Genomic DNA, 14,125 nt, shown 5'->3' with positions numbered 1-14,125 from the left:
GGCGGACCGGTCCGGCCGGCCCGCCCGCCCCTCCGCGCGTGTCCGGCAGGTCAGAGCGCCAGCGACAGCAGGACCGGCGCGGCCTGCCGGTTCAGGAGCTCGGCGGCCTCGCGCAGCCGGTAGGTGTCGCCGACCGGGAGCGACAGCGCCAGGCAGCCCGCCGAGTCGCCCGCCGTCAGCGGGACCGCCGCGCAGACCGTACCCACCGCGTACTCCTGGAGGTCCAGCATCGGGACCGTCGCGGGGTGGTGGTCGAGGGTGGCCAGCAGCACCTTCTCGTCCGTGATGGTCCGGGAGGTGAGCCGCGCCGTGCGGTGGCGCGCGATGTGGTCGCGCCGGGCGTCCTGGTCCAGCTGGGCCAGCAGGCACTTGCCGACCGCGCTGGCGTGCGCCGCCGAGCGGAAGTCCACCCACTCGCTGACCGCCGGGGTCAGGGGGCCGTCGAGCACCTGGACCACGGTGACCTCGCCGTCGACGTACCGGCTCATGTAGACCGCCGCGCCGACCGTGTCGCGCAGCTGCGCCAGGATCTTCTGGAGCCGTTCCTCCAGGGCGAGGCGTCGGCTGGGGCCCGAGCCGAGAAGCAGCAGCGAGGCGCCGAGGACGTACGCGCCGTCCGCGATCTGCTCGACGTACCCCTCGCGGCGCAGCGTCAGCAGCAGGGAGGTGAGGCGGGCGGACGGCAGGCCGGTCTCCCGCAGGAGCTGTGTTTCGGTCACACCGTCGCCGTGGTGGGAGACCGTTTCGAGCACGCGGAAGGCGTGCTGCACCGCGTGGAACGGCGCCGTTGGTTCCGGTCGCAATGTCACGGTGCCCCCTGCCCAAGGTCCGACCGCAAAGCCGTGCGTCCACGATAGTGGCCAAGAAGTGCCCACGGCAGGGCTGTTGACCACTTCTTGTCCGTTCTGAGCCCTCCCTGGACTGGGGTGCACCCGTCTGGCATATGCCAGAGACATGAACCGTGCTGGCAAATGCCAGGTCACGGCAGGTGCGCGGGCGCTCGCATGCCGGGGGAATTCCTGTGGGAAACCAAAGATTTTTCCGGCCACGCGGATTCGACCACCTGTCCCTCGTCGAACATCAGCGCCGACCGCGGGGCGGTGCGGTCGGATCCCCTTCTCCGCCCGCCGCGCTCCCGTACCGCCGGCACCGCGACCCGGGACACTTCGCCGTCCCGGTGGGTGCGACGGCGGATGTCGGGAACACTGGAGGGAGAAGAAGACGAAGAGAGCGAAGAGACAGGGACGACCGCGCGCCGGTCGCACCGTCCGCGAGCGGCCCGCCCCGCCCCTGTCCCGGACCACCGGTCCGGGCGGAAAAGGAAGGGTGGACATGACGACCGTCGGACTTCTCTACCCGGGCGAATGCGCCGAGGACGACTTCCCGCGGATCGAGATCACGCTGGACAGCGACATCAGACTGCCCCTGTTCCGTATGGGGACCGGCGACGACGTCCGCCGCGTGGAGGCCCTGCGCGAACTGGGCTCCGCCGAGCGGCTCGACGCGGGCGTGGAGGAGCTCCGGCTGGCCGGAGCCGACTCCCTGGTGTGGGCCTGCGCGGCCGGCAGCTTCGTCCTCGGCCGGGACGGCGCCCAGGCGCAGATCTCCGCGCTGGCGCGCTCCGCGGGACTCCCCGCGTCCAGCACCTCCTTCGCGTTCGTGCACGCCGTGCAGGAGCTCGGGGTCCGGCGGGTCGCGGTCGCCGCGACCTACCCCGAGGACGTCGCCACGCTGTTCAGCGACTTTCTGACGGCCGCCGGCATCGAGGTGGTCGCCACCCGGGGCAGCGGGATCATCACCGGCGCCGAGGTGGCGCGCTGGGACCTCGATCTCACCCGCGAGCTCGCCATCGCCGGCGACCATCCGGACGCGGAGGCGGTCCTGCTCCCCGACACCGCCCTGCACACGGCGGCGCACGTCCCCGAGCTGGAGCGGCTCCTCGGCAAGCCGGTCCTCGCGGCCAACCCCGTCACGGTCTGGGAGGGGCTGCGGCTCACCGACCGCCACGTCTGGGCCCCCGGACTCGGCGCCCTCTTCGCCACCCGGGAGCCCCCGCTCGGCACCGTCGAACCGCGCGGGCTCGAAGTGCGGGAGTGAACGTACGGGAATGAGGCGGAGCGGGTGCGCACGGGCGCCCCGGGGCCGCCTGCCCGGCTCGTGCCGGGCTCGCGGGCCGGCCTGATCCGGACGGAAGGTCCTCGGCGCCCGGCGGAATAAGCGGAGCCGCCCTCCTGTTGCACGGGTTCGATACGCATACGTATGACCAGTGGCACCGGGAGAGCGACACGTGGACGAGAACCGAGGCGACGAGATCCGGAACGACGGCGGCGGCGCCGCAGACGGAACCGCCGACGACCGGGCCGACACCGTCAGGGGCACGGCGGGCGGCACCGCCCCCGTGCCCCTGTCCGTGCTCGACCTGGTGACTGTGGGCAAGGGCCGCACCGCGAGCGAGGCGCTCTGCACCAGTGTGGACATCGCGAAGCTGGCCGAGCGGCGCGGATTCCACCGCTACTGGGTCGCCGAGCACCACTCCATGCCCGGCGTCGCCTCGTCCTCCCCGGCCGTCATCCTGGCCCACCTCGCCGCCCACACCGACCGCATCCGGCTCGGTTCGGGTGGCGTGATGCTTCCCAACCACGCCCCGCTCGTCATCGCCGAGCAGTTCGGCACCCTGGAGGCCCTGGCCCCCGGCCGGGTCGACCTCGGCCTCGGCCGCGCCCCCGGCACGGACGGCGCCACGGCCGCCGCGCTGCGCCGGAGCGAACGGCTCAACGAGGGCGCCGACGACTTCCCGCAGCAGCTCGCCGAGCTGACCCGCTTCCTGGACGACGACTTCCCGGACGGTCACCCCTACTCCCGGATCCACGCCGTCCCCGGGCCGGTGCAGGCCACCTCCGACGGCGGGGTGCAGTCCCCGGCCCGCCCGCCGATCTGGCTCCTCGGCTCCTCCGGCTTCTCCGCCCGGCTGGCCGGCATGCTCGGGCTGCCCTTCGCCTTCGCGCACCACTTCTCGGCCCGCAACACCATTCCGGCCCTGGACCTGTACCGCGAGTCGTTCCGGCCGTCCGCCGTGCTCGACGCCCCGTACGCCCTGATCGGCGCCGCCGCGCTCGCCGCCGGGACCGAGGCCGAGGCGCGCCGCCAGGTGCTCACCGGGGCGCTCAGCATGCTGCGGCTGCGCACCGGCCGTCCGGGCCTGGTACCCACCCCGGAGGAGGCCGAGGCGCACACCTTCGGCCCGCTGGAGCGCGACTTCGTGGACGAGTGGCTCGGCAACATCGTGTACGGCACGCCAGAGCAGGTCCGCGCCGGCCTGGACGACCTGGCCAAGCGGACCGGCGCCGACGAGCTGATGATCACCGCCAACGCGCACGGCGGCGAGGCCAGGCTGCGCAGCTACGAGCTCATCGCCGACGCGTACGGCCTGCCCACGCTCTGAGTCACGCCTTCTCCCGGTGCCCCGCGATCACGGGGTACCGGGAGCGGCCACCCCGCCCGCTGCGATCAGCTCGGCGATCCGTTCCGGTGCGACCGCCCGCGAGTACAGCCAGCCCTGCCCGGTGTCGCAGCCGATCCGGCGCAGCCGCTCGGCCTGCTCCGCCGTCTCCACGCACTCCGCCGTCACCGTGAGCCCCAGCCGGTGCGCCAGCTCCACCAGCGCCTCCACGATGGTCTCGTCGGCCGGGCTCGGGTGCCTGCCGCCGTCGTCGTACCGGAAGCCGCGCACGAAGGAGCCGTCCAGTTTGAGCACGGAGACGGGGAGCCGGCTGAGGTAGGCGAGGTTGGAGTAGCCGGTGCCGAAGTCGTCGATGGCGATCCGTACGCCCATGTCGCTCAGCGCCTGCAGCGCCCGCAGCGGGCGGCCCGCCGAGCCCATCACGGCCGACTCCGTCAGCTCCAGTTGCAGCAGCCCGGCATCGAGACCGGTCTCGGCGAGGACGTCCCGGACCTCCGCGACCAGGTCGGTGTCCCAGACCTGCCGTACGGCGACGTTGACGCTGACGAACAGCGCCGGCCCGTCCGGATGGTCCAGCTGCCAGCGGCGGGCCTGACGACAGGCCGTACGCAGCACCCAGCGGCCCAGCCGCACGATCGAGCCGTCCTCCTCGGCGATGGCGACGAAGCGGTTCGGTCCCAGCACCCCGAACTGCGGGTGGTTCCACCGCACCAACGCCTCGACGCCCCGCACCACCCCGTCGGCCATGCCGACCAGCGGCTGGTACTCCAGGGCGAACTCGCCCCGGTCGACGGCCGGCCGCAGCGTCGAGGAGAGCGCCTGCCGGGTCATGCGGTGGGCGTTGCGCTCGGAGTCGAAGAGGGTCCAGCGGGCCTTGCCGTCCGCCTTCGCCCAGTAGAGCGTGGTGTCGGCGGCCTGCATCAGCCCGGTGGGGGAGGTGCCGGCCGAGGCGCGTTCCACCACCCCGATCGAGGCGGAGACCGAGAGCCGCTGCCCCGCCAGGTCGAACGGCTGCTGCACCGCCGTGAGCAGCGCGTCCGCCAGGTCCAGCAGCTGCTGGGTGCCCTGTGACTCCTCGACCAGCACGGCGAACTCGTCGCCCCCGAGCCGCGCCACGAAATGGCTGCCGTCGCGGTGGTACGGGTCGCGCCCCGCGACGTCGCTCAGCCGTCCCGCCACGGCGGCGAGAAGCCGGTCGCCGGCCCGGTGCCCCAAGGTGTCGTTGACGGCTTTGAAGCCGTCCAGGTCCAGATAGCAGAGCCCGATCCGGCCCGGGCGGGGCAGCAGCGAGCTGTCCTGGAACGGCGACAGATCCAGCGCGGCCGAGAGCCGCTCGAAGAAGAGGGTCCGGTTGGGCAGCCGGGTCACCGCGTCGTGCATCTGGAGGTGGCGCAGCCGCTGCTGGAGCTCGTGCCGGTCGGTGATGTCGGCCACCGTCAGCAGCGCCAGGCCCGGGTCGCCCGCCGTGGGATCGGCCATCGGTACGACGGTGATCTCGGCCCAGAGCGGCCGGCCGTCGCGGTGCTTGAGCCGGCGGGTGCAGCGGAACCGCGAACGCCGCCCGCGCAGCACCTCGCGGTAGGAGCGCCAGGCGTGGTCGTCCGGGGTGAGACCGACGAGGGCGGCGACGGGCTGTCCGGCGAGATCGGCGGCGGCGGTCCCGGTCATCCGGGCGAGCGCCTCGTTGGCGTGGACGACCGCTCCGGCGCCGTCCACCACGGCCATGGCGAACGTGGCGCTGCGGAAGGCGGACCGGTAGGCGAGCGACACGGTCTCCGCGTGGTGACACTCCGTGTCCACCGCCGGAGGTGCGCCGGGGGATGTGCCTGCCGGGGGCCGGTGCCCTTCGGAGGTTCCGCTCACCGCTCGCTCCCGCTGTGCAGATCGTCGTGAACAGGCGTGGCCGGACGGGCCACCGGGTGGGCGCACCCGGCCGGGGGCGCGAACCACGCGGGAAAACGTGAGGAAGCATAGAGGGTGGGGTGTCGGCGCTTCCAGCCCGGCCCGCTCGCCGCTGCCCGCCGGTCCGGCCCCGGCCGGCGCGTACGCGCCCGGTGGCCGTCCTCCGCAAGGTTCCGGCATCGCTCCGCACGGCCTCCCGTTTTGCCCGCCACTGTTCCCTTCTGTGCGCCTGTGTTCCCTGGCGACTTCTCGCTGTCGGATTCCGAGGAGTGAATGACCGTATGTGACGTTACGTGATCGCGGTCGTCGGAGAAGGTGTACCGGGTGCGCCGCCCCGGCGGGCCCCGTACGGGCTCCTTCAGCGGGCCGGACGGCCCCTGACCCGTGTGGGGCAGCCCAGCGGGCGGGGTGCGGTGATCGGGCACAGGGTGGAGCGAGGTGTTCCGCATCCCACCCGGAGGTAGATGTGCCGCGTCAGCACGGACCCGGGGGGGTGGAGAAGCCGAGTCCGCGCGGAGTGGCGGCGGCGCTGACCGCGCTCATGGCGCTGACCGCCATGTCACTCGTCGCCGGCCCTGCGGCCGCCGCCTCCGCGGGCGTGAAACCGTGCGCGCTGCCCCGGACCCCGGCCCACCACTCGCTGGGACTGGACAGCTGGAACGGCGCCTACCCCCGTCCCGCCCGGCACCTCGACGCGGTCATGATCTTCCTGTCCTTCCCCGACGGCGACCCGGTCGTCACGCCGGACGTGCTCACCGCCGACTACTTCCCCTCCACGACCGCCTTCTTCGAGAAGGCCAGCTACGGCGCCTTCGCCCTGGGCGCGCACCCGCGGAAGCACTGGGTGCGGATGCCGCACCCGTCCACCTGGTACGGCATAGAGCGGGACTGGGACTCCGGCCGCCGGACCGCCTATCTGCGCGACGCGATCCGGGCGGCGGACCCGGAGACCGACTTCTCCGCGTACGACATCGTCTACCTGGTCGCCGACCCCGACGCGCCCGGCGTCGACTCCGACGCCACCAAGGTCGTCAACTTCGACCGGCCGATCACCGCCGACGGCAAGGACATCAAGCGGGTCGTCACCGTCTTCGAGCAGCACCCGCCCGACCGCAACGTCCTCGCCCACGAGACCGGGCACGTCTTCGACCTCGCCGACCTCTACCATCGCCCCACGGACGGCAAGGGCGACTGGGACACGTACGTCGGCGACTGGGACGTCATGGGCAGCCAGTTCGGGCTGGCACCGGACCTCTTCGGCTGGCACAAGTGGAAGCTCGGCTGGCTCGGCGACCGGCAGGTGGTCTGCGTCCAGGGCAGCGCGGACGTGACCCTGGAACCAGTCGCCGCAGCCCCCGTCCCCGGCGGCACCATGGGCACCCGGCTCGCCGTCGTCCGGACCGGCGAGGACAGCGCGCTCGCCGTCGAGGCCCGCGGCGCCACCGGGAACGACCGGGCGACCTGCACCGAGGGCGTGCTGATCTACCGGGTGCACAGCGCCACGGCCTCCGGCGGCGGCCCGGTGGAGGTGCTGGACACCCACCCGGACAAGGAAGCCTGCTGGGACCGCTCGGTCTACCCGCCGCTCGCGGACGCCCCGCTCCCGGTCGGGGAGACGTACAGCGTGCCGGGGGAGCGGATCCGCGTCGAGGTCGCCGACAGGACGCCGTCCGGCTCCTGGACGGTACGGATCACCACCGGCACCTGAGCCCGGGCCGTGGCCGGGCACCGCGCGTCGGGCCGGGCACCGCGCGTCGGGCCGGGTCGGACACCGGGCCCCTCCGGACACGAAGAAGCCCCCCGCTTTCGCGAGGGGCTTCTTCCGTCGGTGCGCCGCCAGGGACTCGAACCCCGGACCCGCTGATTAAGAGTCAGCTGCTCTAACCAACTGAGCTAGCGGCGCCTGCTGACGTCGTAGACATTAGCATCCAGATCCGTCGGAGGAAAAATCGAGTAATCGGACACCGGCGGGACGGCGCTCCGGGCGGCCCGCACGCAGGCCCAGCGCAACACGTCGGGGCCGGGCAGCCAGGGGGCGCGGGTGTCGGGGGCGACCACCCACTGCGGTCCCGGAGCGGTGGGGTCGCAGGTCAGCGGCGGTACGGTCACCGCGTCGCCGGTGCCGTGGCAGAGCACCGGGGGCAGGGTGCGCGCGCCGGACGCCGGGCCGGCGCTGCCCGTGCCCCACTCCTCCCAGGCCAGCAGCGAGGGGAGCCGCTGGGCGGTGCCGGGCGCCGCGAAGAGCAGGGTCCGGCCGCGGTGGGTGGCGACCGGGCCGGAGCCGGGGCCCTCCGCCCAGAGCCGCTCCAGCATCCGCCGCCCGAACAGCGAAGGGACGCTCACCACGTCGAACGCGGTGCCGCAGGGCAGGACCCCCGGCGACGCGGGGCTCGCCTGCCAGCGGTCGAGGGTGGTGCGCGGGTTCGCCGTGGCGCTCGCGAGCCAGACGGCCCCGGAGGAGGTGACCTCGGCAGGCTGGTGCGAGGCCTGACTCCGCAGCGGAGGGAGGGTTCCGACGCCGGAGCGCGGTTCGCGGGTCTGCAGGGACGTTTCGTCTTCCAGCCATGCGGTCATGGAGACAGGTCTACCGGGCGTGACGGGCCTGACGCCGAGAGTCGTCGAATCCAGGACAGGACGTCACCATGCCGGGTATCTTGCCCGCGGGCATATGCCAGAAGCTGCACCCGGAGTGACCGTGCCGGGGGCGGGAGCCGGGGGTCTTCTCCGTGCCGCATGTCGCGCGCGTCCGTGCCGCATGCCACGCGTGACGCATGTGCCGTCCGTGCCGCGTGTGACCCGGGTGCCGCACGGCTCTCCGGGCCGGGGCACGGGGCCCGGGGGGCGGCGCTCGCGGGCGGCGGCGCGGGACTCAGGGCCGGGGCGCCTTCAGCAGGGAGCGGCCGAACTCGATCATCTTCTCCGCGTAGTCCTCGGTCCACTCCGCGCGCTCCGCGACATCGGCGGGCGTCAGCCGGTCGAAGCGGCGGGGGTCGGCGAGCTGGGCTGCGGCGACGGCCTGGAACTCGATGCTCCGGTCGGTGGCGGCCCGGAACGCGTGCGTCAGCTCGGTCGCGCGGGTCAGCAGCTCCGCGGGGTCGTCCATCGACTCCAGGTTGAAGAAGTGGTCGGGGTCGGCCGCCGCCTCCGCCGGTTCGAAGAGCAACGGAGCGGGGCGCAGCCTCGGCTGCGCGTTCCGGTCGGCTTGTGCCATGTGCGTTTTCCTCCTTCGGAAGGCCGGACGGCCACCCTCCATTGTCCAACCCGGCGCAAGTCCGGTGCCCCGGGCCGTGAGATCCCGGATCCCCGTCTCCACCGGTCCGTCCGCGGGGGCGAACGTGTCCGGTGCACCGAACGATTCCGCGGCCGTGGGCATGCCGGTGCGCCCGGAAGGAGCCGTGACCCCGGGGTCGCTCCGCGTGGGGCCACCGCGGTGGCCCCGAACAAGTCTGTCCGGGTCGACCGGCCGGAAAACACTGTCCGGAAGCGTTCGGCCCGCGCGCTCCCGGCGTATCCCGCCGATGCGTTGGTGGTTCGGGGCCGGGGAGGGGTGTTCTTCGTCGGGGACCCCGAAGATCGGCCCACCGGCCCCGGTCCGTCAGCCGCCCCAGGGCACCCGGTGGTTCGACCAGTGCTCCCAGGTGGACTGCATCGCCTCCCAGCCGTCCGGGAACTTCACCTCCACGCCGAGTTGCACCGGTTCCGTCGACGGATGTTCGTCCAGCAGGTCCGCGACCCCCGCCCGGCACACCACGACGCAGGCGTGCCGGTGTCGGGACGCCAGCACGCAGAGCCGGCCCGTCTCCAGGTGGAAGGCGGTGGCGTCGGGCCGTCCGGAGAGCGGGTGCAGCACCACCGTGACGTCGAACTCCCGCCCCTGGAGCCGGTTCGCGGTGTCCACCGCGACCCCCGTGACCCCCAGTCCGGCGAGGGCCGCGCGGACCGCCGCCGCCTGGTCGCGGTGGGCGGTGCCGACGGCGATCCGGTCCGCCGTCACCGGCACCGGGTCCGCCGCTCGCTCGCTGGTCGCGGTGGTGCCCCGGTCCAGCAGCCTGCGGACCACCAGCGCCACCGCGTGCACCGCCTCCGGGTCCGTGCGCGGGGTGTGGCGGGCGGGCAGCTCCAGCAGCCCCCAGCCCGACTCCGCCGCCACGTCCAGTACCCGGTCGGGCCCCGAGCCGTCCGACGCCTCGGCGAACGCCAGTGTCCGGTCGCCGTGGTCCGTACCGCTGCGGAAGGGGGTGTACGGGTAGAACGCGTCCGACACCAGGGGCGCGGCCGAGGCGGGCAGCCGCCAGGAGACCGGCAGCCGGTGCTGCGGCAGCCGGGGGTTGTGCGCCAGCAGGGTGGAGACGGCGCTCGCCGACGGGTCGTGGCTCAGCCCCGCCCACTGGTCCGCGCCGACGATCGAGAACGGGTCCAACTGGCCCGGGTCGCCCACGAAGAGCGCCCGCCGGAAGAGACCGGCCACGGCGAGCAGCGCGTCCGAGCGCATCTGGTACGCCTCGTCGACGATCGCGTGCTCCCACGGCTCCACGTTCTTCACGTGCGCCCACTTCGCGGCCGTCGAGAGGACCACGTCGAGCCCGGCCAGATCCGCCGCCTTCGCGGACGTGCGGACGTTCTCCAGGCCGTCCAGCACCTTGTCGTACGGGTCGGAGTCGCTGCTGTGCAGCCGTCCCACCGGCAGCTCGGGCTCCTTCTCCGCGAGCCGCACCACCAGGTCGTCGACCTGCGCGTTGGTCTGCGCGATCACCATCAAGGGGCGCCCGGCCGCGGCGAGTTCCAGCGCGGCGCGGACCACCAGGGTGGACTTGCCCGCGCCCGGCGGGGAGTTGACCACGACCCCCCGGGCGTCGCCGTGCAGGGTGTCGTGGAGGATCGCGTCGGTGGCCCGCCCCGCCGCCGCGCCCGGATCGAACGCCCTGGTCGCGGAGGGCTCCCCGGCCATGCGTACGTCGGTCACAGCACATCCTCCGGGGTCACGGCGTCGGGCGGTTCGGCGGCCGCGCCCGGCGGGCCGCCGTGGGTCCACGGGGTCTCCTCCGCGTCCGGCAGCGCCGGGCCGCCGCGCTGGTCGTGCTCGAAGAGCGTCCACACCGTGCGCTCACCCGCCTCGGGCAGTGACCCGGGGGCCGGCTCCTTGCCGCGCCCCATCCGGTCCAGGACCCGCAGCACCAGCAGCACCTCCGCGCCGTCCTCGGGGAGCCCGGTGCCGTCGGGGCCCGTGCCGGGGCCGGCGTACCGGACGAACTCCGCCGACTGCGGTTTGCCGTCCAGCGAGCGGTACACCTTCGTCCGCTCGCCCAGCCGCGGGCGCTCCGCCGTGCGGACCGTGACCAGCGGGCGCGGGGACGGGCGCTTCGACTCCGTGTACGCCATCTCGACCCCCGTCACCTCGCCGACGAACGCCTCCCCGTTCAGCCGCCGGCCGGCCAGCACCAGCGGATCGTCCAGCGCCTCCTGGGCGTCCAGCCGCGCCTGCGCGGTCTCCCGGGAGGACAGCTTCCGGGCCGCCGTCACCGCGTCGTCCCGGCGCGGCTGCGGCGGCTCGCCCGAACGCACCTTGTCCCGGTGGCCGGTGAACGACCAGCGGTCGCCGGTCCACCGCTCCTCGGCCCTGGCTCCCTCCGGCAGCTCCCGCAGCCGGTCGAGCCCCCGCCACACCGCGTCCCAGGTCGGCAGCAGCACCCCGGCCAGCAGCGAACGGATCTCCCGCTCGGCGGCGTGCAGCTCGCCGAGCCGCACGTCGGCCTCCAGACCGTCCTCGACCGACGCGAGCGCGGTGCGGGCACGGTCGTACCGCTCGATCGCGGGCGCCAGCAGCCGGTTGTCGAACGCCGGGTCCGTGGCCGGCCCCGCGGGCGGGCAGACCAACTGGCCGTCCCGGTCCCGCTCCAGCTCCGCCCGGAGCGCCGCCTCGGCGCCCGACCCGCCGTCCGGCGGGTCGATCCACGCGAGCAGCGCCCCCAGGTGCTGGTCCTCCACACTGCTCTGCCCCGTCGCCCAGTGGCGGTTCAGCAGATCCGTGGTGGCCAGCAGCAGCGAGGAACCCGGCACCCGGGCCCGCTCCGCGTAGTGCGTCAGCCAGCGGCCGAGCAGCGGCACCCGGGGCGGAGCCGGGTACGGGGTGTCCGGATCGTCCTCGGAGGTGCGCCGGAACCGCATCGACCGCCCCAGCAGCCGCACCAGGTCGATCCCGGCCCGGCTCGGCACGATCAGCTGCGCCGCGTCCACGCACAGCTCGACCTCGACCTTGACCTTCTTGCCGGTCTCCGGGTCGGTCTCGCTCCGCTCGGAGGGCTCCACCACGTCCGCGTACGTCTCGATGTGCGGCAGCACCAGCTCGGCCAGCTCCGACAGGAACGCGAACCGCAGATCACGGTCGCGCGGCTGCGCCACCGCCAGCAGCCTCGGCGCCTCCCGGTCCGTCCCGACCAGCGCCCCCAACGGGGCACCCGCCTCGCCGGACGTGGTCAGCGGCACCAGCACGAGCGGCCGGTCGGTCAGATGGCGGTGACGTACGGTCGCCAGCGGCTGGGCCCGCCCGCTGTCCACCGCCTCCAGCCGCGCCAGAGTGCTGATCAGTGACATGCCGCCGAGCCCTCCCGGTCCGCCGTGCCCGCCGGAACCCGGGCGCGCAGCGCCACCGTGCCCTCCAGCGCCTCGGCGCGCAGGGCCGCCGCCCGGCGCAGTGCGGCGACGGCCGGATCCGCCGGGTCGCCCTCCTTGCCCGCCGCCGCGTCGAGCACCGCGCGGACCGTGGTCAGCCCGCCGAGCTCACCGCTCACTCCTCGCCCCACCGTCCGCACGTCGCCCCGGGCCCGGGACGTGGACCGGCAGTGGAACGCGAGCTCGCAGGCGGCCAGGCACTCGGGGGCGTACGCCGCCGGGACCGCTTCCACGGCGGCGGTCAGCTCCTCGGCCGAGCAGCCGGGATCGAAGCTCGCGCCCTCGGGGAGCAGGGCCGCGATCTCCTCGATGCGGGTGAGCCGGGTCAGCTGGCGTCGCGTCACCGCACGCTGCTTGCGTACGTCCACGACGGAGCCGGTCGGCAGGTTGGAGAAGTCCTTGGGGCAGACGAGAAGGACGTCGTGCGCCACCTCGGCGCCCTCGGTGCGGGCGGCGACCGCCTCCAGGGCCAGCACGTAGACCGCCGACTGGCGGGCGGCGGCACCGACCTTCGCCGCGTCGGCCGAACCGTCGATCATCGGGAACGACTTGATCTCGATGACCGTCCACCGGCCGTCGGGATGCACCACCACGGCGTCCGGTTCCAGATAGGCGGGCGAGCCCGCCACCTCCAGCGCCAGCATCGGGTGGTCCAGCAGGCTCCAGCCGCCGGCCGAGGTCGCCTCGCGCAGGGCCAGCGCGGTCCGGGCCGTCCGGCCCTCGGGGCCGGCCGCCGCCAGATCGGGGACCCGGGCGCCCTCCGGCGGCTCGCCGCCGCCGAGGCTCTCGTGCAGCAGGCGCAACAGCTCGGTGCCGCCGTCGGCCTTGACCCGCGCCTCGAAGGCATTGCCGCGCATGAACGCGAACTGGGACTGGCCGAAACCCGAGGGGGAGCCGAGCGCGGTGGCCAGCCCGGTCTTGTCGACCCCGGCGCCGTCGAGCAGTGCCCGCCGCTTGCAGCCGGGGTTGGCGGCGAGGGCGGCCAGCGCGCGGGCGTCCAGTGGATGCGGGACGACCGTCGGTCCGCGCAGCTCAGCGAGCCGCTGCCGGAGCGCTGTCGCCGGCGCCGGTCCGGCCGGGCTTGCCGGAGGCGCGGGGCGCGTCGCTGGAATGTGCGGAGGGGGTCCGCCGGCCGGGGATTCGCTCACCCGCCGAAGTCTCGCATCCGCCACTGACAATCGGGGACGGCGTCGCCGGAACTCCCGCTCCCGACGGGTACCGCCGGGAGACGAGCGCCCGCAGCCGGGCCGACACGGAGGCGGCGGCCCGCATTACCGGGCGGGTCAGCAGCGCGCCCGCGCCCATCACCGCGGCGCCCGCCACGGCGTCCAGGAAGTAGTGGTTGGCGGTGCCCATGACCACGAAGACGATGGTCAGCGGATAGAGGACGCCGAGTGCGCGGAGCAGCGGATGCCGCCCGTACCGCCACAGCAGCACCCCGCACCACAGGGCCCACCCCACGTGCAGGCTCGGCATCGCCGCGTACTGGTTGGTCATGCCGCCGAGTCCGCGCGGGGCGCTCGCCTCGGTGCCCCACCACCCGTAGGAGCTGTACTGCGCCATGGTGTCGACGAATCCGTGCGCGGCGTCGAGGAGGCGGGGCGGGCAGGTCGGCATCAGCGTGAAGCCGACCAGGCCGATCAGGGTGGAGGTCAGCAGCCAGGTGCGGGCCGCGCGGTAGGCGGCGGTGCGGCGCCGGTACACCCACAGCAGCAGCGCCGGAGTGACGAGGTAGTGCAGCGAGGCGTACGCGAAGTCGGCGGGTATCCCCACCGAGGAGTGCGTGGTCAGCAGCCGGTTGAGCGGGTGCTCGATGTTCAGGTGAAGCGTTTTCTCCAGCCGGAGTATCTCGAGCCCGTGGTCGACGGCGGTCGATATGTTCCCGCGCGCGAGCAGCCGGCCGGCCGAGTAGAGCCCGTACACCACCGCTATGAGCGGCAGCTCCGTCCACCAACGGGGGCGTCCGGAGGCGCGTGCGGGTGTGGCGTGCGGCATCCGGTGGCTCTCCCCTGTTCAAGCGTCCGACGGCGGGCGTTCAACCGTACGGCGGTCGTCCGTCGTGTTTCCCCCCGGGGGTCCCTTTCGCTCCCCCGC

At 74.1% G+C, this 14,125-nt stretch carries 11 protein-coding genes and 1 tRNA gene; 3 read left to right on the top strand and 9 right to left on the bottom strand.

Annotation, left to right across the window (positions count from 1 at the left end):
• Window positions 1-50: 50 nt before the first annotated feature.
• Window positions 51-809, bottom strand: a complete 759-nt coding sequence (locus ACFZAX_RS16030; protein WP_390962126.1) for an IclR family transcriptional regulator C-terminal domain-containing protein — start codon at window positions 807-809, stop codon at window positions 51-53.
• 523 nt (window positions 810-1,332) lie between these two features.
• On the opposite strand from ACFZAX_RS16030, the gene ACFZAX_RS16025 reads away from it, so the two are divergent.
• On the top strand, window positions 1,333-2,097 hold the full coding sequence (locus ACFZAX_RS16025) for a decarboxylase (protein ID WP_390962124.1): 765 nt from the start codon (window positions 1,333-1,335) through the stop codon (window positions 2,095-2,097).
• Window positions 2,098-2,287: 190 nt separating this feature from the next.
• The gene (locus ACFZAX_RS16020; RefSeq protein ID WP_390962122.1) at window positions 2,288-3,442 is read left to right on the top strand and encodes an MsnO8 family LLM class oxidoreductase; all 1,155 of its coding nucleotides are present in this window, start codon (window positions 2,288-2,290) and stop codon (window positions 3,440-3,442) included.
• Window positions 3,443-3,469: 27 nt separating this feature from the next.
• Here the strand turns inward: ACFZAX_RS16020 and ACFZAX_RS16015 are convergent, their stop codons facing one another.
• Entirely contained in the window at window positions 3,470-5,323 is a 1,854-nt protein-coding gene (locus ACFZAX_RS16015) for an EAL domain-containing protein (protein WP_390962120.1), read from the bottom strand.
• 505 nt (window positions 5,324-5,828) lie between these two features.
• Here ACFZAX_RS16015 and ACFZAX_RS16010 point away from each other — a divergent pair.
• A complete protein-coding gene (locus ACFZAX_RS16010) occupies window positions 5,829-7,070 on the top strand; it encodes a M6 family metalloprotease domain-containing protein (RefSeq protein WP_390962119.1) in 1,242 nt (413 codons plus the stop codon).
• 121 nt (window positions 7,071-7,191) lie between these two features.
• On the opposite strand, the gene ACFZAX_RS16005 is transcribed toward ACFZAX_RS16010, so the two are convergent.
• The 7 genes from ACFZAX_RS16005 to ACFZAX_RS15975 all read right to left on the bottom strand — a co-directional run bounded on the left by ACFZAX_RS16005 (window position 7,192) and on the right by ACFZAX_RS15975 (window position 14,026).
• Window positions 7,192-7,265: transfer RNA gene (locus ACFZAX_RS16005), tRNA-Lys, on the bottom strand.
• Window positions 7,256-7,936 (bottom strand): hypothetical protein, encoded by a 681-nt coding sequence (locus ACFZAX_RS16000; protein ID WP_390962118.1) that lies wholly within the window; start codon window positions 7,934-7,936, stop codon window positions 7,256-7,258. The genes ACFZAX_RS16005 and ACFZAX_RS16000 overlap by 10 nt, the downstream gene beginning before the upstream one ends.
• 295 nt (window positions 7,937-8,231) lie before the next feature.
• Window positions 8,232-8,573, bottom strand: a complete 342-nt coding sequence (locus ACFZAX_RS15995) for a hypothetical protein (protein WP_390962117.1) — start codon at window positions 8,571-8,573, stop codon at window positions 8,232-8,234.
• Window positions 8,574-8,957: 384 nt separating this feature from the next.
• A complete protein-coding gene (locus tag ACFZAX_RS15990) occupies window positions 8,958-10,310 on the bottom strand; it encodes an AAA domain-containing protein (protein ID WP_390962295.1) in 1,353 nt (450 codons plus the stop codon).
• Window positions 10,311-10,321: 11 nt separating this feature from the next.
• Entirely contained in the window at window positions 10,322-11,953 is a 1,632-nt protein-coding gene (locus tag ACFZAX_RS15985; RefSeq protein WP_390962116.1) for a hypothetical protein, read from the bottom strand.
• Window positions 11,944-13,179 carry a hypothetical protein gene (locus ACFZAX_RS15980; protein ID WP_390962115.1) on the bottom strand — a complete coding sequence of 412 codons (1,236 nt, stop codon included), beginning with the start codon at window positions 13,177-13,179 and terminating at the stop codon, window positions 11,944-11,946. Before ACFZAX_RS15980 ends, ACFZAX_RS15985 begins: the two co-directional genes overlap by 10 nt.
• The gene (locus tag ACFZAX_RS15975; RefSeq protein WP_390962114.1) at window positions 13,064-14,026 is read right to left on the bottom strand and encodes a phosphatase PAP2 family protein; all 963 of its coding nucleotides are present in this window, start codon (window positions 14,024-14,026) and stop codon (window positions 13,064-13,066) included. Before ACFZAX_RS15975 ends, ACFZAX_RS15980 begins: the two co-directional genes overlap by 116 nt.
• Window positions 14,027-14,125: the final 99 nt, after the last annotated feature.

It is taken from the genome of Streptomyces sp. NPDC008125, from assembly GCF_042957125.1.
In the GTDB taxonomy this organism is placed as follows: domain Bacteria; phylum Actinomycetota; class Actinomycetes; order Streptomycetales; family Streptomycetaceae; genus Streptomyces.
This window is presented reverse-complemented; position numbering and strand designations above follow the sequence as displayed.